At 66.8% G+C, this 20529-nt stretch carries 17 protein-coding genes and 1 pseudogene; 13 read left to right on the top strand and 5 right to left on the bottom strand.

The annotated features are described in order from the left end of the window. Nucleotides 1–60 precede the first annotated feature (60 nt). Nucleotides 61–2385: an ATP-binding protein gene (locus SSPN_RS0116585; RefSeq protein ID WP_010696282.1), complete on the top strand. Its 2325-nt coding sequence runs from the start codon at nucleotides 61–63 to the stop codon at nucleotides 2383–2385. Between the two features lie 391 nt (nucleotides 2386–2776). Here SSPN_RS0116585 and SSPN_RS0116590 read toward each other — a convergent pair whose 3' ends face one another. Then, nucleotides 2777–4120, bottom strand: a complete 1344-nt coding sequence (locus SSPN_RS0116590) for an MFS transporter (protein WP_010696283.1) — start codon at nucleotides 4118–4120, stop codon at nucleotides 2777–2779. Nucleotides 4121–4258: 138 nt separating this feature from the next. Here SSPN_RS0116590 and SSPN_RS44145 point away from each other — a divergent pair, with 138 nt between their 5' ends. The 4 genes from SSPN_RS44145 to SSPN_RS44150 are packed head-to-tail and all read left to right on the top strand — an operon-like array spanning nucleotide 4259 to nucleotide 7842. Beyond that, nucleotides 4259–5185, top strand: a complete 927-nt coding sequence (locus SSPN_RS44145; RefSeq protein ID WP_170121557.1) for a carbon-nitrogen hydrolase family protein — start codon at nucleotides 4259–4261, stop codon at nucleotides 5183–5185. Then, nucleotides 5182–5439 (top strand): hypothetical protein, encoded by a 258-nt coding sequence (locus SSPN_RS54850; RefSeq protein ID WP_143539575.1) that lies wholly within the window; start codon nucleotides 5182–5184, stop codon nucleotides 5437–5439. The genes SSPN_RS44145 and SSPN_RS54850 overlap by 4 nt, the downstream gene beginning before the upstream one ends. Further along, complete coding sequence (locus SSPN_RS0116605; protein WP_010696286.1) at nucleotides 5439–7133, top strand: dihydroxy-acid dehydratase; 1695 nt, start codon at nucleotides 5439–5441, stop codon at nucleotides 7131–7133. The genes SSPN_RS54850 and SSPN_RS0116605 overlap by 1 nt, the downstream gene beginning before the upstream one ends. A gap of 55 nt (nucleotides 7134–7188) precedes the next feature. After that, nucleotides 7189–7842 carry a GntR family transcriptional regulator gene (locus tag SSPN_RS44150; RefSeq protein WP_010696287.1) on the top strand — a complete coding sequence of 218 codons (654 nt, stop codon included), beginning with the start codon at nucleotides 7189–7191 and terminating at the stop codon, nucleotides 7840–7842. A 341-nt stretch (nucleotides 7843–8183) separates the two neighbouring features. Here SSPN_RS44150 and SSPN_RS0116615 read toward each other — a convergent pair whose 3' ends face one another. Genes SSPN_RS0116615 through SSPN_RS0116625 form a run of 3 tightly spaced genes read right to left on the bottom strand, consistent with a single transcriptional unit; the run spans nucleotide 8184 to nucleotide 11144 of the window. After that, nucleotides 8184–8492: a hypothetical protein gene (locus tag SSPN_RS0116615; RefSeq protein WP_085982078.1), complete on the bottom strand. Its 309-nt coding sequence runs from the start codon at nucleotides 8490–8492 to the stop codon at nucleotides 8184–8186. A 4-nt stretch (nucleotides 8493–8496) separates the two neighbouring features. Continuing rightward, nucleotides 8497–10455 carry a diaminopropionate ammonia-lyase gene (locus SSPN_RS62170; protein ID WP_148271979.1) on the bottom strand — a complete coding sequence of 653 codons (1959 nt, stop codon included), beginning with the start codon at nucleotides 10453–10455 and terminating at the stop codon, nucleotides 8497–8499. Next, complete coding sequence (locus SSPN_RS0116625; protein WP_010696290.1) at nucleotides 10452–11144, bottom strand: GntR family transcriptional regulator; 693 nt, start codon at nucleotides 11142–11144, stop codon at nucleotides 10452–10454. The genes SSPN_RS62170 and SSPN_RS0116625 overlap by 4 nt, the downstream gene beginning before the upstream one ends. Nucleotides 11145–11356: 212 nt before the next feature. Between SSPN_RS0116625 and SSPN_RS0116630 the strand changes: the two genes are divergently transcribed. The 8 genes and pseudogenes from SSPN_RS0116630 to SSPN_RS62690 form a co-directional block, all read left to right on the top strand. Then, entirely contained in the window at nucleotides 11357–12673 is a 1317-nt protein-coding gene (locus SSPN_RS0116630; RefSeq protein ID WP_010696291.1) for an MFS transporter, read from the top strand. Nucleotides 12674–12682: 9 nt separating this feature from the next. Further along, nucleotides 12683–13861, top strand: a complete 1179-nt coding sequence (locus SSPN_RS0116635; RefSeq protein ID WP_010696292.1) for a M24 family metallopeptidase — start codon at nucleotides 12683–12685, stop codon at nucleotides 13859–13861. Beyond that, the gene (locus SSPN_RS0116640) at nucleotides 13858–15114 is read left to right on the top strand and encodes a M20 family metallo-hydrolase (RefSeq protein WP_010696293.1); all 1257 of its coding nucleotides are present in this window, start codon (nucleotides 13858–13860) and stop codon (nucleotides 15112–15114) included. Before SSPN_RS0116635 ends, SSPN_RS0116640 begins: the two co-directional genes overlap by 4 nt. Before the next feature lie 720 nt (nucleotides 15115–15834). Beyond that, the gene (locus tag SSPN_RS44160) at nucleotides 15835–16809 is read left to right on the top strand and encodes a DUF6895 family protein (RefSeq protein ID WP_010696294.1); all 975 of its coding nucleotides are present in this window, start codon (nucleotides 15835–15837) and stop codon (nucleotides 16807–16809) included. Further along, nucleotides 16806–17993: a cytochrome P450 gene (locus tag SSPN_RS0116650; protein WP_010696295.1), complete on the top strand. Its 1188-nt coding sequence runs from the start codon at nucleotides 16806–16808 to the stop codon at nucleotides 17991–17993. The genes SSPN_RS44160 and SSPN_RS0116650 overlap by 4 nt, the downstream gene beginning before the upstream one ends. A 224-nt stretch (nucleotides 17994–18217) precedes the next feature. Then, complete coding sequence (locus SSPN_RS0116655) at nucleotides 18218–18703, top strand: DUF2975 domain-containing protein (protein ID WP_010696296.1); 486 nt, start codon at nucleotides 18218–18220, stop codon at nucleotides 18701–18703. After that, complete coding sequence (locus tag SSPN_RS0116660; protein ID WP_010696297.1) at nucleotides 18703–18924, top strand: helix-turn-helix domain-containing protein; 222 nt, start codon at nucleotides 18703–18705, stop codon at nucleotides 18922–18924. The genes SSPN_RS0116655 and SSPN_RS0116660 overlap by 1 nt, the downstream gene beginning before the upstream one ends. Before the next feature lie 1047 nt (nucleotides 18925–19971). Beyond that, nucleotides 19972–20169: pseudogene (locus tag SSPN_RS62690) on the top strand (helix-turn-helix domain-containing protein); the annotation flags it as partial. A 154-nt stretch (nucleotides 20170–20323) separates the two neighbouring features. Here the strand turns inward: SSPN_RS62690 and SSPN_RS59845 are convergent. Continuing rightward, nucleotides 20324–20479: a hypothetical protein gene (locus SSPN_RS59845; protein ID WP_237710566.1), complete on the bottom strand. Its 156-nt coding sequence runs from the start codon at nucleotides 20477–20479 to the stop codon at nucleotides 20324–20326. Nucleotides 20480–20529 lie beyond the last annotated feature (50 nt).

A 20529-nucleotide genomic window follows, 5' to 3' on the forward strand; every position in this document is an offset into this window, starting at 1 on the left:
ATACCACCTGCGTGCTTGCGGCCGGTTTCTCACGAGCCGCCGAGCTAGCCTGGAACTGCTATGACCGACGTGTCCACGCCGCCCGTGCAGGGAAAATGGCCGACCGAGCTCACCAGCTTCGTCGGCCGGCGCAAAGAGCTGAGCCAGGTCAGGCGGGCACTGTCCTCCTCCCGGCTGGTCAGCCTGACCGGCGTGGGCGGCGTGGGCAAGACCAGGCTGGCCTCGCGCGCCGCCTGGAACATGCGGCGCGCCTTCCCCGACGGTGTGTGGCTGGTCGAACTCGCGGGTCTGGAAGACGAGGGGCTCGTACCACAAGCGATCGTGTCCGCACTGGGCATCCACGATCAGTCCACCCGCTGGACCGCCGAGACAGTGGCCAAGAGTGTCGCGGACCGGCGTCTGCTGCTAGTGCTCGACAACTGCGAACATGTGCTTGAAACCTGCGCGCTCACCGTGGCGGCCCTGCTCGAACGGTGTCCTGAACTGCGGATCCTGGTCACCAGCCGCCAGGCGCTCGGCATCGCCGGGGAGTACATCCTGCCGGTCTCCGCCCTGCAATGCCCGGATCCCAACAGCCATGTTAAGCCCAGTGCGTTGGCCGGTTACGAAGCTATCGCGCTGTTTTCGGATCGTGCGAAAGCGGTCCTGCCGGACTTCGTCCTCGACGACCACAACGGACATGCCGCCTCCGGCATCTGCCGACGACTGGACGGCATTCCGCTGGCCATCGAACTGGCGGCGGTCAACCTGAGAGTGCTGTCCCCCGATCAAATCCTGCGACGGCTGGACAACCGGTTCAGCCTGCTCACCTCCGGCAACAGGGCCGCGCTGCCGCGACATCAGACGCTGCGCGCCCTGATCGAATGGAGTTGCGATCTGTGCTCCAGCAACGAGAAGGAGCTGTGGGCACGTACCTCTGTCTTCGCCGACAGCTTCGATCTCGACGGTGCCGAGGCGGTCTGCGCGGACGAAAACCTAACCCAAGCCGACATTCTAGACACGCTGACAGGACTGGTGGACAAGTCGATCCTCATCCGCGATGACCGTGGCGGCCCGGCCCGGTTCCGGCTGCTGGAGACCATCCGGCAGTACGGCCGCGACATGCTGCGACGTTCCGGCCAGGAGACGCGGGTCCGCCAACGGCACCGGGACTGGTGCCTGAAACTGTCCGAGCAGATGCAGCAGCACTGGTTCGGCCCGGATCAAGCCCGTTGGTTTGCACGCCTGCGAACCGAACACGCCAACATTCGCACCGCACTCGAATTCTGCCTGAACGAGCCGACAGGTACCGTCGCCGGAACGCGCATCGCCGACGCCCTCCGCGACTACTGGCGCGTCAGCGGACTCACCAGTGAAGGCCGCCGCTGGTGCGACCGAATCCTTCAGCATGGCACCGAGAAAGACGGCGACCGGCTGCGTTTGCTCATTAGTGCCAGCTACCTCGCCCTTCTGCAAAGCGATGTTCCCGCAGCGTCGACTCTCATCAGCGAGGCCCGCACGCTCGCTGCCGATCACGACGGGGACACAGCCGCACCGCTCCAGATTACCGACGCCCTCAACACGGCACTGCAAGGCGACTTCTCAACTGCGGTTGAGCTCTGTGAAGAAATGATCCCCCGGCTGCGGTTTTCCGGGGACCTGCCCTGGTTTTCCACCGGGCTGGTCCTCCTTGGCGTCTGCGCCTCGCTGCACGGCGACTCCGAACGCGTCACCGCCGCGCACGAGGAACTTCTCGCGCTCTCACGCGAATACGGCGAAAGCTGGCGCTGCTCCTACGCCCTCTGGGGCCTCGGCGTCGACGCCTGGCGGCAAGGCCAGCCGCAACGAGCCGCCACCCTGGCCCGCGAAAGCCTCGACCTCCTGCAGGGATTCAACGACCAACACTGCAACGGACTGTGCGCCGAATTGCTCGCATGGGTCGCCACAAGCGAAAACCGCCACGCCGACGCCGCCCAAATGTTCGGCACCGCCGAAACCATTCGCCGCGAAGCCGGCGCACCACTGCTGACCTTCTTCAGCAATTACCACGACGAATGCGAACAACGGACCCGCCACGCTCTCGGCGACGACCAGTACCGCCTTTGCTACGCCAAAGGCGCGGACGTCAGCCTCGAACAAGCCATCGCCTACGCCCGCGGCAAACCGCCACGCACCGAGGCCGCTCCCCGGAAAGAGCCGCACACACGCCTTAGCCGACGCGAGCGGGAAATCGCCGAACTCGTGCGCCAAGGCATGAGCAACAAGCAAATCGCCAGCAACCTGGTCATCTCCCAGCGCACCGCCGAAGCCCACGTCGAGAACATTCTCGTCAAACTCGGCTTCACCTCACGCTCCCAAATCGCGGTCTGGGCCATCGAGGACGACAACACCCCGCACGCCAGCTAGAAACAACCGTCGTTGCGGTTCCCCCCACCGCGTCCACAAGAGACGGTTACCGCCGGTAGCTGCCCTTGCGGCCGCAGCCCACCACACGGGGAACGCCGATCCCGTCCTGATTCTGCGCGACGGCGCCTGGCTGCGCATCAGCGGCCCGCACATCGAGTCCGTGAGCACACCGCCGCGGACGTGTCCTCGCTCAACGAGTTACCGATCCGGTTTTACGCACCGCACCGCTGACGCAGGTGGGCAGACGCGAATCCGTCCGCCCCGGCGCTCTTCAGCTGGCCGCGGTCCAGCCTGGACCGCAACCCACCGGCGTGGCCCGCTGTCCAAACAGGTCAGCAGCACGTAAGTGGGTCGCGTTGAGGCCCAGGCAGTTTCACCGTCAGGCATTACGTCAGTCAAATTCCAGACTGGACTTGCGAGCTGGAGTGTCGACGCTGGGGCCTTCATGACCCTGACGCAGCAGCATGGCCAGTACCGCTCCGACAACGAGCAGCACGGCAACGGCCCACAGTCCCGAGGCGGGGTTGCCGGTGGCGTTCTCCATGAGCCCCATGAGATAGGGGCCGACGAACCCCCCGAGGATGCCGCAGGAGTTGACGAACGCGAGACCACCTGCGAGGGCGGCGCCGGTGAGCCGGGAGGCGGGGAAGGTGAAGATGGTGGAGTTGACGCACCAGAAGACAAATCCGGAGATGCACATGCCAACGAGCCCGAGCACGGGACCGGCCACGAGGCCGAGCACGAAACCGAACGCCATGACGATCAGCGCCGTGGCGATGAGCAGACGAGCCCGGGAGGCGGTAGTGGCCAGTCGCGGAAGCAGCAGTGCCCCGACACCGGAGGCGAGCCAGGGAAGCATAGTGAGGAGCCCGGTCTGAATCGGGGTCAGCGAGTTGGCGCTGCCGATGATGCTGGGCAGGAAGTAGGCGACGGCGTAGATCGCCACTTGGTGGCAGAAGTAGACCGCGATCACCATGAGGATCTGCACGTCCCGTAGGACCTGCGCAACGGGATGACGGCCGGTCCTCTCCTGCGCGACGTCGGCTTCGGCGTCCAGCCGAGCCTGCAGGTCACGTACTTCCTCCTTGGTGACCCACGACGCGCTCTGCGGAGAGTCCGGCAGCACCCGGAGCACGATGAACGCGAGCACCACGGCGGGGACGCCCTCGACGATGAACAGCCACTGCCAGCCATGCAACCCACCGAGCCCATCGAGGCTCAGCAGCAACCCGGCGACCGGCGAACCGACGATATTGGCGATCGAGGCTCCCAGCAGGAAGTACCCGTTGGCCTTGGCTCGCTCCTCACGCGTGAACCAGTACGTGAAGTACAAGATGACGCCGGGGAACAGACCCGCCTCCGCAGCACCGAGTAGCAACCGGATCACGTAGAAGGAGATCTCGCCCTGTACCAAGGCCATCGCGCTGGACAGGAGGCCCCATGTGATCATGATCCGCGCGATCCACCACTTGGCACCGACCTTGCGCATCAGCAGGTTGCTCGGCACCTCGAGCAGGGCATAGCTCAAGAAGAACAGACCTGCGCCCAGCCCGTACGCGGCAGCTGAGATTCCGAGATCTACCTCGAGTCGATCCTTCGCGAACCCGATGTTCGTCCGATCCAGGAAGCTGATCACGTATACCACGCACAAAAGTGGCACGATTCTGCGAAAGATGCGCTTCGACAGATCGCAACGCTGCTGGTTGGTCCGTCCGATGGTGGCCAACTCTGTCACACCCTTTCTCTCGGCTCGTCAGCTGCAGATCCGGTCGCGCGACCATCGCGCCGGGCTCAACGAGTCTGCGGACTGTGACATGCTGCATGCAACACGTCAAGCTTTACATGCTGCATGCCTGAGTGTAAGAATCGGGCCGTGTCCTCCACAGATTCGACCGGGATGCCTGGACTCGGGCCGACCTCGCTAACGGCGCCTCGCGTTGGTCTGGTGCAGAGCGGCAGCGTCCTGGGCGATGTCGCCGCCAACATCGACACTGCGGTCAACGAAGTCATCAGCGCCGCCGAACGGGGGGCCGACCTACTCGTCTTTCCCGAGTGCTACCTGCACGGTTACATGTTCGCCGATGCCGACGCGGTACATCAAGCGGCCCTGCCGCTCGACGACCCGGCGCTCCTCCCCCTGCATCACGTCGTTCGCCGGACTGGCGTCCACGCGGTGCTCGGTCTCCTGGAGCGCGGCACCGACGGCTACGTCTACAACACCGCCCTGGCCCTAGGGCCTGCGGGAACGCTCGGCCACTACCGCAAGCAGCACATCCCCTTCATGGGAGCCGATCGGTTCGTGGCCCCCGGGGACGACGGTGCCCCGCGGGTGTTCGACACGCCATTCGGCCGAGTCGGCATGATGATCTGCTTCGACCTCCGCTTCCCGGAATCCGCCCGCGAGCTCGCACTCGCCGGCGCGGACATCATCGTCATGCCGACCGCCTGGCCAGCGTCCGCGACGCTGCTGGCCGAGCTCGTCACGCGCGTGCGGGCCTGGGAGAACCGGGTCTTCCTGGCGATCGCGGACCGGCCCGACGAAGAAGGTGGCCTGCGTTTCCTGGGCCGAAGTCAGATCGTCGGCCCGGACGCCGACATCGTTCTCGACGCGGGCGCGGAGACGGGGACGTTCGTTGCCGAAGTCCAGCTCGAACGTGCCCGTGCCAAAGAACTGGTGTTCATCCCCGGTGAGTACGAAGTGAGCATCTTCGGCGCGCGCCGGCCGGGCCGCTACGCCGCCATCACCGACCCCAGCCTGCCCGCCCCACCAAGTCGGGTCGGGAGCTGGCGTAGTGAATGATCACTGACGTCCGAGCCCAGGGCATTCGCGCCGCCGGTTTCCCGGTCGGCTGTGCGTTCCCTGGTGCCCGTGGTCAGGTCACGCCCGCTCCAGCTCCCGCCACCTCAAACCACGACAGGCAGGCCGAAACCGCGTCCGCGTTTGTGCTTCTTGCCGATGAACAAGGCGAGCCGATCGATCGCATATTGCTGGATCTTGCTGAAGCGGAAGATCAACCACCAAGATCACTACTGGACACACAGGAGAAACACTGATGGCCCCCAAGCCCGCCGAATCCGCGATCGACCGGTCGCGCACCAGTTATGGCGACGAGGGCTTCAGCCGGTACCTGCGTCGTGCGTTCCTCGCCTCCGCCGGTTACGACGACGTGGATCTCGACCGGCCCGTCATCGGGATCGCGGTCACCAAGTCCGACTACAACACCTGCCACCGCGACATGCCTGCTCTGCTTGAGTCCGTCCGACGCGGGGTGCTCGAAGCAGGCGGCCTTCCTATGGAGTTCCCGACGATCTCGCTCGGGGAGATCCTGACTTCGCCGACGAGCATGCTTTTTCGCAACCTCATGGCGATGGACACGGAGGAGATGATCGAGGCACTGCCCATGAATGGCGCCGTACTGCTGGGCGGATGCGACAAGACCGTGCCGGCCCAGCTCATGGCGGCGGCCTCGACCGACAAGCCGGTGCTGCTCGAAGTCGTCGGTCCGATGCTGACCGGCAGCTGGCGAGGCCAGCGCCTGGGCGCGTGCACCGACTGCCGCCGCTTGTGGGGAGACCATCGCGGCGGAGTGCTCGATGCGGCGGAGATCACCGAAGCTCGTGGCGAACTGGTGGCGACAGCGGGAACCTGTGCCGTCATGGGCACCGCGTCGACGATGGCGTCGCTCACCGAGGTGCTGGGCATGATGCTGCCGGGAGGCGCAACGCCGCCAGCCAGCAGTGGCGCGCGACTTCGGCACGGCGTGCTCACCGGCCGGCGAATCGTGGAGATGGTGCGCGAAGGCGGTGCACCGCCGCGCGACATACTGACTCGCCCCGCGTTCGAGAACGCGATCAAGGTCCTCGCCGCGCTCGGCGGATCCACCAACGCCCTCGTGCATCTCCTCGCGGTCGCCCGCCGCGCAGGCATCGACCTCGCCCTCGAAGAGTTCGACACGGTCGCGGCCGACGTTCCACTCATGGTCGACCTCAAACCCTCCGGCCAGCTCTACATGGAAGACCTGCACCGTTCCGGAGGGATCCCGGCCGTCCTCAAGCAACTGGCGGGCCGCCTGGACCTGACGACCGTCGGAGCCACGGGAACGCGGCTCGGTGACCTGCTCGCAGACCTACCTGAGCGCCAGGAATGGCAGACCGCGATCACCACACTCGAGGAGCCCCTCGGCCCGCCCGGGGCGCTGGCAGTCCTCAAGGGATCGCTCGCTCCCAACGGGGCTGTCATCAAGACCTCTGCCGCCAGTCCGCATCTGTTTCAGCACACCGGCCCCGCCTTCGTGGTCGACGCCGGTCAGGACATCACAGCCATCCTCGATGATCCCGACACCGAAATCACCGCGGAACACGTTCTGGTCTTGCGTTACTCGGGTCCGGTGGCCGCAGGCTTTCCGGAAAGCGGCGCCCTCCCGATCCCGGCGAAGCTCGCCCGGCAGGGCGTGCGCGACATGGTCCGGGTCTCAGACGCGCGAATGAGCGGTACCTCCTACGGAACCGTGGTCCTCCATTGCGCCCCCGAGGCCGCTGTCGGCGGCCCGCTCGCCGCCGTCCAGAACGGCGATCTCATCCGCCTCGACATCCCAGCGCGCCGGATCGACCTGTTGATCGATGAGACCACCCTCGAGCAGCGGCTCGCCGACCTCCCCGAGATCACGCCACCTGCCCGAGGATGGCGGCGCCTCTACGCCGAGACCGTCCTACCAGCCAGCCAAGGCGCCGACCTCGACTTTATGTGACGACCACTGCGGCTACCCTTGTCGATGTCCACCAGAGGCCCGCGAAGGAATTCCATTGAGATCACTCGCCGACGACATTCCACTTACGCAGCGCATCTACGATGAGCTGCGCGACGCCCTGGTCCGGGGCGAGCTGGAAGCGGGCAAGCTCTACTCCGTCGTGGAAATCTCTCGCCAACTGGGTGTGTCCCGCACCCCGGTACGCGAAGCCCTCCTCAAGTTCGCGTCCGAGGGTGTCGTCTCCTTCGAGCGCAGCAAAGGCGTTCGCATCCTCGAAGCTTCCGTGACCGATGTCCATGACCTCTTCGGTCTACGCCTACTGCTCGAAGTGCCATCCGCGGCCCTCGCTGCTGTGTCGGAGAACAGCGAACAACTCGACCGGATGCGGCAGGCATTCAGCGCTATGGAGGACGCCTGCGCCAGGGGCAATGAGCTGGCCTTCCAGCAACACGACACAACCTTCCACGATGCGATACTCCGTGCGGCAGGCAACGCACAGGTCGCCGAGGCCGTCAGTCGTGCCCGCGGCCAGGCGCACACACGACGGCTTTCGACTACCCATACGCGCTCCCTCGCCGAGGTCATCGCAGCGCACCGCGAGATCCACGATGCCGTTCTCTCCGGCGACGAGGCCCGAGCCTCCGCTGCCGTCAAGGCCCACCTCACAGAGACCAGAGACATTCTCATCGCCCAGATCTCCAAGCCCTGAAAGGCATGCCCGGGTGACCTTCTGCCCGACAACCTGGCAGAGATGGTCTTTTGGGCGGGTTGCACCGTCTTGCTGGAATTCGCGGCCGGAGACGTGGGCGTACTGGACGCGGGCGAGCGGCTGTGATCCCGTGCTGGCACACGGGATCACCTGACTGAACTCGCGGCGAAGACCAGGGTTTCGGAGAGCAGCCTGTCCCGCCTGGAAAGCGGATTCGCCCGCCTGCTCCAACTCCCCCGTTGTGTTTCCGCCACCAACTCGCGTGGAACTCTCGATTCCCACGTTGAAGAAAGGTGGCCGGCATCAGCCAGTCTTCATCCCAAATGCGCCGACGTGTTGGTTCATCCGCGATCTCGACAAGCGCGGTCAATGGCGCGTTGCTTCATGGGCGAGGCACGCGCTTCCGCGTTCTCGATGATCGAAAGCCTCGATGTCGAGAGCAGCACTTCGCCGCTGCCAGCGGACAGCGCCGCCAGGTGGTGGTGCAGGCGATCGGCGAGTAAAGCGCGATTGACCAGTCCGGTCAGCGGTTCGCGCAATGCGAGGTGAGCATCGGTCATGCGCCCGTTGCCGATCGCCTCGTGGTTTCGCGAAGCAACCCGAAGACTTCCCGCCAGGATCTCAATAACCAGATCAACGTTGCCTGACAAGGAACTAACGACTTTGCCGCGGCCCTGCGGTTGCCCCCTCGGTGACCAGAGCGAGCACTCGGGTGTTCGCCGAGACGTCCAGGTGGCGGCGGAGCAGGTCGAGCGTCTCGTCGCTGGTCAGACGATCCAGACCGGCGATGCCTGCGGCGCCAGTCATCTCGGTGCTCACCCCGGCACTGTGCAGCGATGCCACCGCCGCTGCGCCCGCAGCGTCGTCTACCACGAGTGCCGCGTCGATCCCGGCGGCCAGCGTCGGCCAGGCGATCGGCGAGACATTGCCGCAGTTCAGTCCGTCCATTCCGGAGCGATGTGGTGCCGGGGCCTCCGTCGGCGCCCCGGCCCGCAGCGAGCGCAGCAGGCAAGCCGCTTCGGTGGGTTCCACTGCCAACAGGCGGGGGCGGCGTCCCGGCAACCGGGAAAGCCAGCGCGCGACGGCCGTTGCCAGTGCGCCTACGCCAACCTGCACGATCACGAGATCGGGCAGCTCTCCGTCCGGGAGCTGTGCTTCGATCTCCCCGAACAATGTGGCGTAGCCGTCGATCACCGTACGGGGCACTTGTTCGTAGCCCGGCCATGCGGTGTCGGAGATGACCAGCGTGTTGTCGTTTTCCTGTGTTGCTGCCAGCGCGATCGCGTCGTCGTAGCTGCCCGGCACCACTATGACGTCCGCGCCCTCTTCTTTGATCGCCGCGGACCGCTCGGCGCCGATCGACTCGGGGAGGTAGATCCGGCAGGCTACGCCGAGCCAGCGGGCGGTGCGGGCGACCGCGTGGCCGTGGTTGCCGTCGGTGGCCGCGACCAGTGTGAACCGCCCCGTCACCCGCGGCCGTAGTTCGTCCGGGATCGGTGGGGCACCGACGCGGTCGGCAAGTGCACGGCAGCATGCCCATGACGCGCCGAGCATTTTGAACGACGGCATGCCCAGTCTGGTGGATTCCACCTTCGCCCAGAGCCGGCCGATGCCGTACTTTTCGGCGAGCTCGGGCAAATCCTGCAGTGGTGTGGGCTGGTAGCCGGGCAGCGTTCGGTGGAAGTCGGTCGCTGCGGTGTCCAGGGGCCCGGCCGGAGCGCTGGTCGTGGGAGAGTCGCGCACCCACCACGAGTCGTCGCCCTGCGACTGGGCGACGGAGAGCAGGGTCAAGCCGTGCATGTTGCGATATAGAGCCGGTTCGGGTGGTGTCCAACCGTCGAGCAGGGCCGGGTCCAGCCGGTGCACCTCGATGCCGAGTGGGCGGCATACCTCGATGGGATCGCCCGCTTCCGGACCCCACAAGGGAATGCTCAAGTCGCCACCGGGGCAGGTGGATAGTGCACACAGCAGATCGACCTCGGCGAAGAACTCCAGGAAGTCGCCGCGCCGTGCTGGGCTTGCCTTCATGAAGTAGCGATCCTCGTCGTTGAGGCCCGTGCACTGGAAGACGTTCAGCACGTCGTGCACGTCCAGCTCGGTCAGCCCGTAGGGCAGCACCGCGCGGGTGAGGTTGGAATGACAGTGGAAATCGAAGTCCTCCCCGGTGAGCAACCGGTTGACGTACGGGTCGCACCGGGTGCCGAGTAGGTCGTGAACGCGGCCACCGTGCTCATCCGGGCCGTAGCCGTCGAGGCTGTCCCCCGTGATGGTGAGCAGCGGCCGCAGGTAGGGCAGCGTGGACCAGATGCGGTCGTAGGTGGACACGTGCGCACGCTGCAACTGGCGGGTCCGCGACGCCCACATCCGCTCACGCGGGTTGTGCCGGTGCCACACGTTGAGGTCGCCGACCTGCGGGCCGTCGACGGCAATGATCCGGCAGACAGAGCCGGCCGGTACTTCCCAGGCCTGCCCGGAGCGCGGCGGAATGATGAACGACTCGACCTGGATCCGCTGATCCGGTGAGGCGTTGCCGATGCGCCCGTAGAGGTCCCGGTCGGCAGCGAACGTGGCGTTCGCACCGGGCTGGTATGCGGCAGGGTAGGACCCCATCATGCCTCCTTGCTGATCGCGTCCACGGTCGCGTTGGCGTCTTCGCCGACCAGGCCGAGTACCACGCGTTCCGAGTCGTCCAGGTATTCGCGCAGCGCCCTTCCGGCGGCTGCGCGGTAGCCGGCGTGGATGAGATCGCAGATTTCCCGGTCCCGCGACACCCAGGGCTGCTGGATCCGTCGTTCTTCTGCCACCACGGCGAATGCCAGTCGCTGCTGAGCGGTGACGCCCCGGAACATCGAGTCCAGCATCGGGCTGCCCAGGGTGGCCACGATCGCGCAGTGGAAACGCAGGCTCGCAGTGCCCACTTCCCGCCAGTTCCCGGTTTGTTCGGCTCGCTCTTCTGCCCGCACCGCACCATCGATGGCGGCCAGCGCAGCCGGTGTCGCGGCACCACTCTCCTCCACGGCGCGCAATTCGAGAGTTCGCCGCACCAGGTAGATGTCCTGGATCCGCTCGGCGGACATGGTGTTCACCACCGCGCCCTTGTGCAGTCGCTGGCTCACCAGCCCTTCCATAGTGAGCAGGCGCAGCGCCTCGCGGAGCGTGTTGCGGGACACGCCGAGCTCGGCCGCCAGGGTGACCTCCCGCAGCGGGGTGCCGGGCGGCAATGCGCCCGTGACGATGCCTTCACGCAACTCCTCCGCCGCACGGTCGGCGGTCGTGCCCGTCAGGTCTATGCCTTCAGCCATGCCCGCACTATAGCTAGCTTGTTCAACAATGCTCAATACTTTCCTGGGCCTATGCGGTGTATTGACAGTCTTTGTTGAACAACCTTAAGGTCCTGCGGCATGTGTCGGACCCCACACACAGACAGGGCGGTGGCATGCGACAGCACGACACAGGACAAGCCGAAGCGACCCGATATCACCGGGATGCCGGCCGACCCACAGCAAAGACGGGCGTGGACGACGCGCCACTGACCTGGTTTCACCGCAGGTTGACCCTCTACTCCGCCGGCGGCCCCCTGCTGGACGGCTATGTGCTCGGCATCATCGGGCTGGCCCTCACACAGGTGGTGCCCCTGTGGGACCTGAGTCCGGTCTGGCAGGGCCTGCTCGCCGCATCCGCGCTGCTGGGCATGTTCCTCGGCGGCCTGGTCTTCGGTTACGTGACGGATCTGGTCGGCCGACAGGCGATGTACACCATTGATCTGGCGGCGATCGTCGTCGGCTCGGTGGCCCAGTTCTTCGTGGACGGCCCCGTGTGGCTGCTCATCCTGCGCTTCGTGGTGGGGCTGGCCATCGGGGCGGACTACCCGATCGCCACCTCGCTGCTCGCGGAGTTCACCCCGCGCCGGCACCGAGGCAGCATGCTCGGCTGGCTGACGACCATGTGGGCGGCAGGCAACACCATTGCTTACCTGGTCGGCGAGGCGCTTCTCGAGCTCGGCCCTGACGCCTGGCGGTGGATGCTGCTGTCTCCCGCGATCCCCGCAGCCGTGCTGATGGTGGCCCGCTTCGGCACACCCGAGTCGCCCCGCTGGCTGTTGTCCAAGGGGCGCACCGAGGAAGCCAAGGCCGCGCTGCGCAAAGCACTCGGACCGGACGCGGAGCTAGACGATTTGCCCGCCGAACCGGGCGAGACCAGCCTGCGCGGTTTGATCTCCAAGGGCTACCTGCGCCGGACCGTGTTCGTCGCGGTGTTCTGGGCCTGCTCGCTGTGGCCCGTCTACGCCATCTACGCCTTCGGTCCCGCTCTGCTCAGCGCACTCAATCTCGACGATCCGAGGCAGGCCAACCTCGGCTCGGCCGCCATCGGCGTGTTCTTCCTGGCCGGCTGCGTGATCGCAACACTGGTGGCCAACCGGCTCAACCGGCGAACATTGCTCATTTGGCCGTTCGCTGTGGCCACCGTCGCGCTGCTGCTCCTCGGCCTGATACCCACCGCTCCGACCCCGGTGATCGCGACACTGTTCGTGCTCTACGCGCTCGCCATCGGCGGCCCGACGATCCTGCAATGGATCTATCCCAACGAGCTCTTTCCGACCGCCATCCGGGCCACCGCCGTGGGCCTGGGAACCACGGTCAGCAGGATCGGCGCCGGCGTCGGCACGTTCGTCACTCCGATTCTGCTGGGCCACATGGGTATCGGCGCCACCATGCTGCTGGCCGGTCTGATCTGTGTCCTCGGACTGATCGTGTCGGTGCTCATGGCCCCGGAAACCCGCCACCACGACCTGCACCAAGCCAGCTCGGTACCGACCGACACCGGAAAGTGAGGAGGCGCTATGACCGCCATTTCTGTGAAAACCCCGCCGCGGGGCTTCCCCGCCACCGAGTTCGAACAGCGGGCTGCCCGGGCACAGCGCGCGATGCGCGAGCACGGCCTGGACGCCCTGTTGGTGACCGCACCCCAGCAGGTGCGCTACTTCACCGGCTTCGACACCCAGTTCTGGGAGAGCCCGACCCGACCCTGGTACGTGGTGGTGCCTGCGGCAGGCGCCCCGGTCGCGGTGATCCCCGAGATCGGTGAGCCGGGCATGCGTGCCACCTGGGTCACCGACGTGCGCACGTGGCCCGCGCCCAACCCCGGTGATGACGGGGTCAGTCTGCTAGCCGGCACCCTGCGCGAGCTGGCCGGCACGGGCGGCACCGTCGGCGCCGAGCTAGGCCCCGAACTGCAGCTGCGGATGCCTGCCGGACAACTGCCGGAAATCGCGTCCCGAGCGGGCGTGACCATCACCGATGGCTCTGCGGTGATCCGGTACTGCCGACACGTCAAGTCCGACCTCGAGATCGACAAGATCCGCTTCGTCTGCCAACTCGCGTCGGACGCCTATGCCCGCGTCCCCGAACTGATCCGGGCAGGTGACACCGAGCGCTCCGTGGTGCAGCGGATGCGTGCCGACCTGATCGCGCGGGGCGCCGACACCAGTCCCTACCTGATCGGCGTGTCCGGTCCTGGCGGCTACGACAACATCATCATGGGGCCCACCGACCGGGCACTGGACACCGGTGACGTGCTCATCATCGACACGGGCACGGTCTTCGACGGCTACTTCTGCGACTTCGACCGCAACTGGGCGATCGGCACGGCCGACGACGCGGTGCGCCGAGCCTACGAAGCCGTGTGGCGCGCCACCGAAGTCGGCATCGCGGCCGCCCGTCCAGGGGTCCGAGTGTGCGACCTGTGGAAGGTGATGGCCGACGAACTGGCCGCGGCCGGCTCGGCAGGCAACAACGTGGGCAGGCTCGGGCACGGGCTGGGCCTCCAGCTCACCGAACCACCGAGCAACCACCCGGACGACGAAACGGTACTGGAAGCGGGCACCGTGCTGGCCATCGAGCCAGGCATGGAGTTCGCGCCCGGCAGGATGATGGTGCACGAAGAGAACATCGTCATCCGCGAAGACGGCGCCGAGCTGCTCACCACCAGGGCCGCACCCGAACTGCTGGTGGTCTCATGACCGGGACGTACCGCCGCACCACCGTGCCGGAGATCGACGGCGAGTCCCTCTGGCAACGGTTGGCCGAACTGTCCGTGGTCGGCAGGGCAACCGGCGGTGGGGTCACCAGGCTGGCGCTTACCGAGGCGGACGCGCAGGGCCGGCGTCTGGTGGAGTCCTGGCTGGCCGAGACCGGCTGCGAAATCAACCACGATGCCATCGGCAACACCATCGCGATCCTGCCGGGCACCGACCCCGGCCTGTCCCCCGTCCTGCTCGGCTCGCATGTGGACAGCGTGGTCAACGCCGGCCGGTTTGACGGCTGCCTCGGTGTGCTCGGCGCCGTAGAAGTGCTGCGCGCGGTGGCGGCCGGTCCCCGCCCGCGCCGGTCGCTCGCCGTCGCGGTGTTCACCGACGAGGAAGGCACGCGCTTCGGCCGCGACTTGCTCGGTTCGTCCGTCGCATGTGGACTGCTCGGACCGGAGGAGGCACTGGCCATCGCCGACTCCGAAGGGAGAACCGTCGAGCACGAACTGCGCGTGCACGGTCTGCTCGGCACCGCGCCACTGCTGGTCGACCGCCCGCCGCACGCATATCTGGAAACACATATCGAGCAGGGCCCGGTGTTGCTACGGGAAAATCTTCCCGTAGCCGCAGTCACCGGAGTCGTTGGCACCTCGTGGATCCGGATTACGCTCACGGGTGCCGCAGCACACGCCGGCGCGACCCCGATGGAAATGCGCCGGGACGCCGGACTGGCCATGTCGGCGCTGCGGCTGCGCTTGCACGCCCTCACCGACGATCATCCCGGCCTCACCGTGGCAGTCGGTGCGATGAACACCCTCCCGCAACAGGTCAACGTCGTGCCAGCAGCGGCAACCCTGACAGTCGACCTGCGCGCCTCGGAGGAGGCGGTGCTCGCGAAGGCCGAAAGCGCAATCCGCCTTCTCGCCGAAGACGCCGCCCTGACCTACGGCTGCGAGCTGACCACCTGTGAGCGAATGTCCCGAACCGCGCCCGCTACGTTCGATCCGGGCATGGTGGACCGGGTGGCCGGCCGGATCGAGGCTCACGGCCTGCCAGGGCGCAGGCTCTGGTCCGGCGCCGGGCACGACGCACAGCAACTCGCCACGATCTGCCCGACCGCGATGGTGTTCGTCCGCAGCCAACGTGACGGCATCTCGCACTCCCCTGAGGAGTGGTCACTGCCCGAGGACTGCACCCTCGGCGTACAGATCATGGCCGAGGTGGCAATCGACCTGCTCAACGACTGACCGGAAGCCACACAATCACCCAGTGCCTTCCGTTCGCGGTCGGTACGCCCGGCCGCTCTGACACTTTCAGCATCAGAGGAGCAACACCATGTAACCACAAGGCCCGGCAAGAAAAACCGAATGGTAAGCGGCGGGGTGGTCACCCATGATCGGTGGCCACCCTGCTGCTGCGCAGAGGCGATCCGCAGCGGGCGACGCCCGCCGCGCCCGCCAGCGCCTACACCGGCCGCATCAACCTCCAGCTGACCTCCCCGCCCTACGGCCGCCAGCCTCCACGGCCAAATCACCGCCACCTGCGGCCACGGGGTCCGCAAACGCGACTACCGCAGCCGGGACTGCCGAGAAAGCGGTGAAGATACCGCGTCTGGTACCCCAATGCGCCGGAGTGTCCTAGGTCTGCTGATCGCAGCAAGCAGGGTCGGTTCGCCTTTGTTGCATGGGGAAGATCCCGCAACGATGGTGACGGTCAGTGCGTTCGTCTTGCGTCCGCGCGTGGCGATCCGGTCTCCCAAGCGGTTCTTCCGACGCGCTGCAGGTACCGGGAGTTTGCGTACCCCAGGGTTTTGTGGCTGGGCACGCTCCCGATGCGCACACGCCTGCCGTCAGCGGAGTCGTTCTCGGGGAGGAGGTTGGCTCGTTCTCCAGAACGATGTTTCGGCAGCGGTGCACGGCTAGCGTGGTTGCTGGGATTGTCGTGGTGGCGGGTTGGGAGGCTGTCGGATGGGGGATGCGGTCGTGGTGCGGCATCCGCCCATCGCCCAGGATTTCGACGAGTCTGCGGTCCTCGACGAGGCGTTGGACTGGCTCGGCGCGCATCTGGCATGGTTCGAACCGGACACTTGGGACGCGCACTTCCCGCCGCGCGCGTTTCCCGGCACCACGATCCTGGAACTGCTGTTGCTGTGCCGGTCGTTGCGTCGAGGGCCGCAGGCCGCGCACCACGCCGAGTTCCTCGAGGCAGCACTGGACATCGCGGATCGGGTCGTGCACCACGAGGAGTTCCGCACCGATCTGTCCCTAGTGGACATTCATTTTCCGTACCGGCTCTGGCTGCTCGGCCTGATGCATCGGCTGGGCCGAAGCCCGCGGGAGCCGCTCGCCGCAGCGCAAGAGCTGGTCGATGCCCTGGACGGCGATCCCGGCAGCGACATCGGTTCGGCGCGCGGTCGTCTCGAAGTGGGTTACGCCCTGGAGCTGTGCGAACTCCGCCATGCCATGCCGGAACGGGCCGAACTCTACGGCGCGTGCGGCGTGGCCGATCTCGATCCGACGTCCGCCACCGAGGAAGACGCCTACGAATTCACTCACATCCTGTTCTACGCCACCGACATGGCCGCGCGGAGCTTGCCCTTCCGTGACGCCGCCGAGCGGGACAAGCTGGCCGCGGCGGTGCACAGCATGTTGGCCGGTTTCCTGGCTGCCGAGCACTTCGACCTGACGGCCGAGTTGTTGCTGTGCGCGGAGATCGTGGGCATCGCCGACAATCCGGCGGTCCTGGAAGGCTGGTGCGGGCTGGCGGCCGCGCAGCTGGATGGCGGCGCGATTCCCGGGCCGCCATTTCGGCCCGAGGTGTTGGCGCAGCGGACCGAGGACCGGGCTGCCACCTACATCTTCCGCACCTGCTACCACCCCACGCTGGTCACCGCGCTGGCGGCGGCCGAACGCCAGCGACGCCGTCGCGGAGCCGGAAGGTGACCGCGATCGAGCCGGAACCGGCGGCCCTACCGATCCGGCGGCGGCACGTCTTCAACCCGCCGGAGGAGTTGGGGTCGCTGCGCGAGCAGGCACCGATCAGCCCGCTGCGCTTTCCGGACGGCACCAACGGCTGGTTGATCACCGGCTATTCGGTGGTGCGCGAGGTGCTCACGGACAACCGCTTCAGCGCGCGGCACGAGCTGCGCAAGCTTCCGCCGGGGCAGCCTCGGCCGGAACCGGCGGCACCGGGGTTCTTCGTCCGCATGGACGCGCCTCGGCACACCCGGTACCGCAAGCTGCTGATCGGGCAGTTCACCCAGCGCAGGATGATCCAGCTGACCCCGAGGATCGAGGCGATCACCGAGGAATGCCTGGACGCGCTGGAAAATCGGCCGCATCCGGTGGACCTGGTCCAGCACTTCGCGCTGCCCGTTCCCTCCCTCGTGATCAGCGAACTCCTCGGCGTGCCCTACGCCGACCGCGAGGTCTTCCAGCGCAACACCGCCATCATGGTGGACCTGGCGTCCGGCCAGGAGCGCGTGGCCACGGCGTCGGCGGAGATCAGCCGCTTCCTCGCCGACCTGGTCCAGCGGAAGCGCCGCTGCCCCGCCGACGACCTGCTCAGCGGCTTGATCGGCGCCGGCGACCTCACCGACGCGGAACTGACCTCCATCGCGTTCCTGCTGCTCGTCGCCGGGCACGAGACCACCGCGAACATGCTCTCGCTCGGGGTGTTCGCCCTGCTTTGCCATCCGAAGCAACTGGCCCTCCTGAGGGCAGATCGGGAACGGGCCGACGGGGCGGTCGAGGAACTGCTGCGTTACCTGACGATCATGCAGTTCGGCATGCTTCGGGTGGTCAGGGAGGATGTCGACCTGCACGGCTACCGGATCGCCGCCGGTGAGGCGGTGATGCTCTCGCTGCCTGCGGCCAACCGCGACCCGGCCCAGTTCCCGGCCCCGGACGTCCTGGACATCAACCGCAACCAGCCCGGGCAGCTGTCCTTCGGTCACGGCGCGCACTTCTGCCTCGGTCACCAGCTGGCCCGGATCGAGCTGCGCGTTGCTTACACCGCACTGCTCCGGCGGTTTCCCGAGCTGCGACTTGCGGTGCCGCCCAAGGAAGTGCCACGCCGGGAGGCCATGTCCATCTACGGCCTGCACCGCCTTCCGGTCACCTGGTGACGCTGCAACGGGTCGTGAGCAGGGCCTCGGCGTAGTCGGGTGGCATCCGATTTGCGCCCAAGCGAGGCCGACTTCGACAAGATCAAGACGGTTCGCGCGAACGCCATGCCTGGGCGGTGGCGTCCCGCCACGGTGCGAAACCGAGGCCCACCCTCCGTCCCAGCCCTTGCTTCATCTATCGAAGTTCGATAGATTCTCATCGTAACTCGATGGAAAGTTGGGTCATGGGAAAGCTGACAGTGGGTGCGCTGCGCGCCGTGCTCGTGGTGGTGCTCGCCGGCACCGTGTTCGTACAGGCTTTGATGGTGTTGGCGTTGGCCACCGACCCGGAGGACGGGTCGCTACCGCTGACCCCGCTGCGCGTGGTCACGATCCTGGGCATGGTGTCGGCCCAGGTCGCCCTGGTCTGCATATGGCGGCTGGTGACGATGGTGCGACGCGGAACCGTGTTCTCCCACGCCGCCTTCCGGTACGTGGACGTCGTGATCGGCGCGATCGTGGCGGCTGCGCTCGTGTGGTTCACGGTCACGGTCCTCAATGCGCCGGGCCAGCGGGCCGACCCGGGCGTCACCGTCATCATGGGCGGGATTGGCGTGGCCATCCTTGGGGTCGCGCTCATCGTGCTCGTGCTGCGGATGCTGCTCGCCCAGGCCGTCGCGCGCGATGTCGAAGCGTCGCAGATGCAGGCCGAGTTGGACGAGGTGATCTGATGCCGATCGCCGTCGACATCGACGTGATGCTGGCCAGGCGGAAGATGTCCGTGGGCGAGCTCGCGGACCGCGTAGGGATCACACCCGCGAACCTGGCGGTACTCAAGAACGGCCGCGCCAAGGCGGTGCGCTTCGCGACGCTCGCCGCGCTCTGCGAGGTGCTCAAGTGCCAGCCGGGTGACCTGCTGCGCTGGGAGGCCGAAGACGCCGTGGGCGGATGACGTGCCCCAGGGCGGGCGTGAAAACGCCTGGCACCACCGGCCGTGACACGGCCCGTGGACCGCATGGACGTGGATCGCCGATCACCCGCAGCACCTTCCCGACACCGGAGATTCCGGTTGACCCGCACCGCAGCGTCCTGGTCGACGATCGCGACCTGCGAACGTGACCTCCCCACCGCAAACCCCCGTCCTTCCAGCGCGGAAGGGCGGGGGTTCGTCGCTGAGCGGGCAGCCAGGGCTTCGCCGTTGTGCCTGCGGCCTGGCGGCCGACCGCGCCCGCGCAACCCTGGCGACCACCTTCGGACGGCGTAGGGAGCTCCTCAGAGGTGCCTGTCAAATCCGGCCTCGCCACTCCAGGAGTCGATAGGTCGCGGGCTCGGTCAAGTGGCCCCGGCTGGCACTCCCGGGCGAAGGACTCTGCCGCGCGACCGTCTCGACGCATAACGTAAATCCCGTACGAGCAGGGGAGCAGCACGCCGTGAACGGGACAGTTATCCGCTGGAGGACAGGGCACGAACTTCTAATGCGGATCGAACGGACGCCCACCGACACCTGGCGCGTCACCTTCCGCGTGCCGGGGCGTCCCGAGGTGACTGTCTCGTACGACACCGAAAAGGAACTGCGCCGCGACCTCGCAGCCTTGCTCAATGGGACTGCGAATCCGCCATTTCACGGGTGGCCCATACCCCACGAAGAGACACACCGAGACCAAGACCAGTGAGCACCCGCTCGATCAACGTCCGGCTCGATCACGAACGCCTGGGACGCTCGCCGCCCCAGACCCCCGGCAGGTCAACGGGAAACCGCACCCAGCCACCCAACCGCCACCCCCATTCGTCGAAGCTATGGCACCACACGTCGCCTAAAACTTCCACGGAACCGCCACTGCCCTAGCCTCGTCGGAGCGACTGCCGAACTCCGGGCAACGGTTCACCTGCTGCACTCACGCCGCTACGCTCGATCTACCTCCTTGCCGGGAGAGAACGCCCCCCAGGGGACGCCGTGGGGGTCCGGCGTGCGAGGCCCCGGTAGATGAGGTGATCACTCGTGACTGAGTTCGCTCCCCAAGAGTCCTCATTCGGCAACCGTCTGAAGGCGCTCCGCAACCGTGCCGGCCTTTCCCGGCCTGTCCTCGCTGGCTTGGTCGGACGCGGCCCGGAATGGCTCAAACGTCTCGAACGCGGCGACTATCAGATGCCGCGTCCTTCCATGCTGCTACTGCTCGCCGACACCTTGGGTGTGGATATTGCCGAGTTGACTGGTGACGCCAGACTTGCCGCTATCCACTTCGGCAAATCGGCTCACGAACGGCTGCCGGACATTAGCCATGCCATAACCAGCTACCCGATCGCCCCCAGCGGCGACGAACCCGTGAACGTGGATAGCTTGACGGGCCGAATCAGGCAGGCGTGGCAGCTATGGCACGGCGCAGCCAGGCAGCGCCGCAGTCGCCGGGCTCCTGCCGACGCTGCTCCACGATGTGCGTATCGGCGCGCCCCGCGCCGAGGGAAACGACCGACGCGCAGTGCTTGCCGCCGAAGCGCAGACTTACCACCTCGCGCAGCTCTACCTATCGTTTCAACCTGCGCCCGAGTTGGTTTACCT

This window comes from Saccharopolyspora spinosa NRRL 18395, from assembly GCF_000194155.1.
Classification (GTDB): Bacteria; Actinomycetota; Actinomycetes; order Mycobacteriales; family Pseudonocardiaceae; genus Saccharopolyspora; species Saccharopolyspora spinosa.

Bases quoted from the DNA above. Each gene is read 5' to 3' on its own strand.
- SSPN_RS0116655 (WP_010696296.1), top strand. From the start codon at position 18,218: ATGGGAAAGCTGACAGTGGGTGCGCTGCGCGCCGTGCTCGTGGTGGTG.
- SSPN_RS0116625 (WP_010696290.1), bottom strand. From the start codon at position 11,144: ATGGCTGAAGGCATAGACCTGACGGGCACGACCGCCGACCGTGCGGCG.
- SSPN_RS0116635 (WP_010696292.1), top strand. From the start codon at position 12,683: ATGACCGCCATTTCTGTGAAAACCCCGCCGCGGGGCTTCCCCGCCACC.
- SSPN_RS0116585 (WP_010696282.1), top strand. From the start codon at position 61: ATGACCGACGTGTCCACGCCGCCCGTGCAGGGAAAATGGCCGACCGAG.
- SSPN_RS44160 (WP_010696294.1), top strand. From the start codon at position 15,835: ATGGGGGATGCGGTCGTGGTGCGGCATCCGCCCATCGCCCAGGATTTC.
- SSPN_RS62170 (WP_148271979.1), bottom strand. From the start codon at position 10,455: ATGATGGGGTCCTACCCTGCCGCATACCAGCCCGGTGCGAACGCCACG.
- SSPN_RS0116605 (WP_010696286.1), top strand. From the start codon at position 5,439: ATGGCCCCCAAGCCCGCCGAATCCGCGATCGACCGGTCGCGCACCAGT.
- SSPN_RS0116640 (WP_010696293.1), top strand. From the start codon at position 13,858: ATGACCGGGACGTACCGCCGCACCACCGTGCCGGAGATCGACGGCGAG.
- SSPN_RS0116660 (WP_010696297.1), top strand. From the start codon at position 18,703: ATGCCGATCGCCGTCGACATCGACGTGATGCTGGCCAGGCGGAAGATG.
- SSPN_RS54850 (WP_143539575.1), top strand. From the start codon at position 5,182: ATGATCACTGACGTCCGAGCCCAGGGCATTCGCGCCGCCGGTTTCCCG.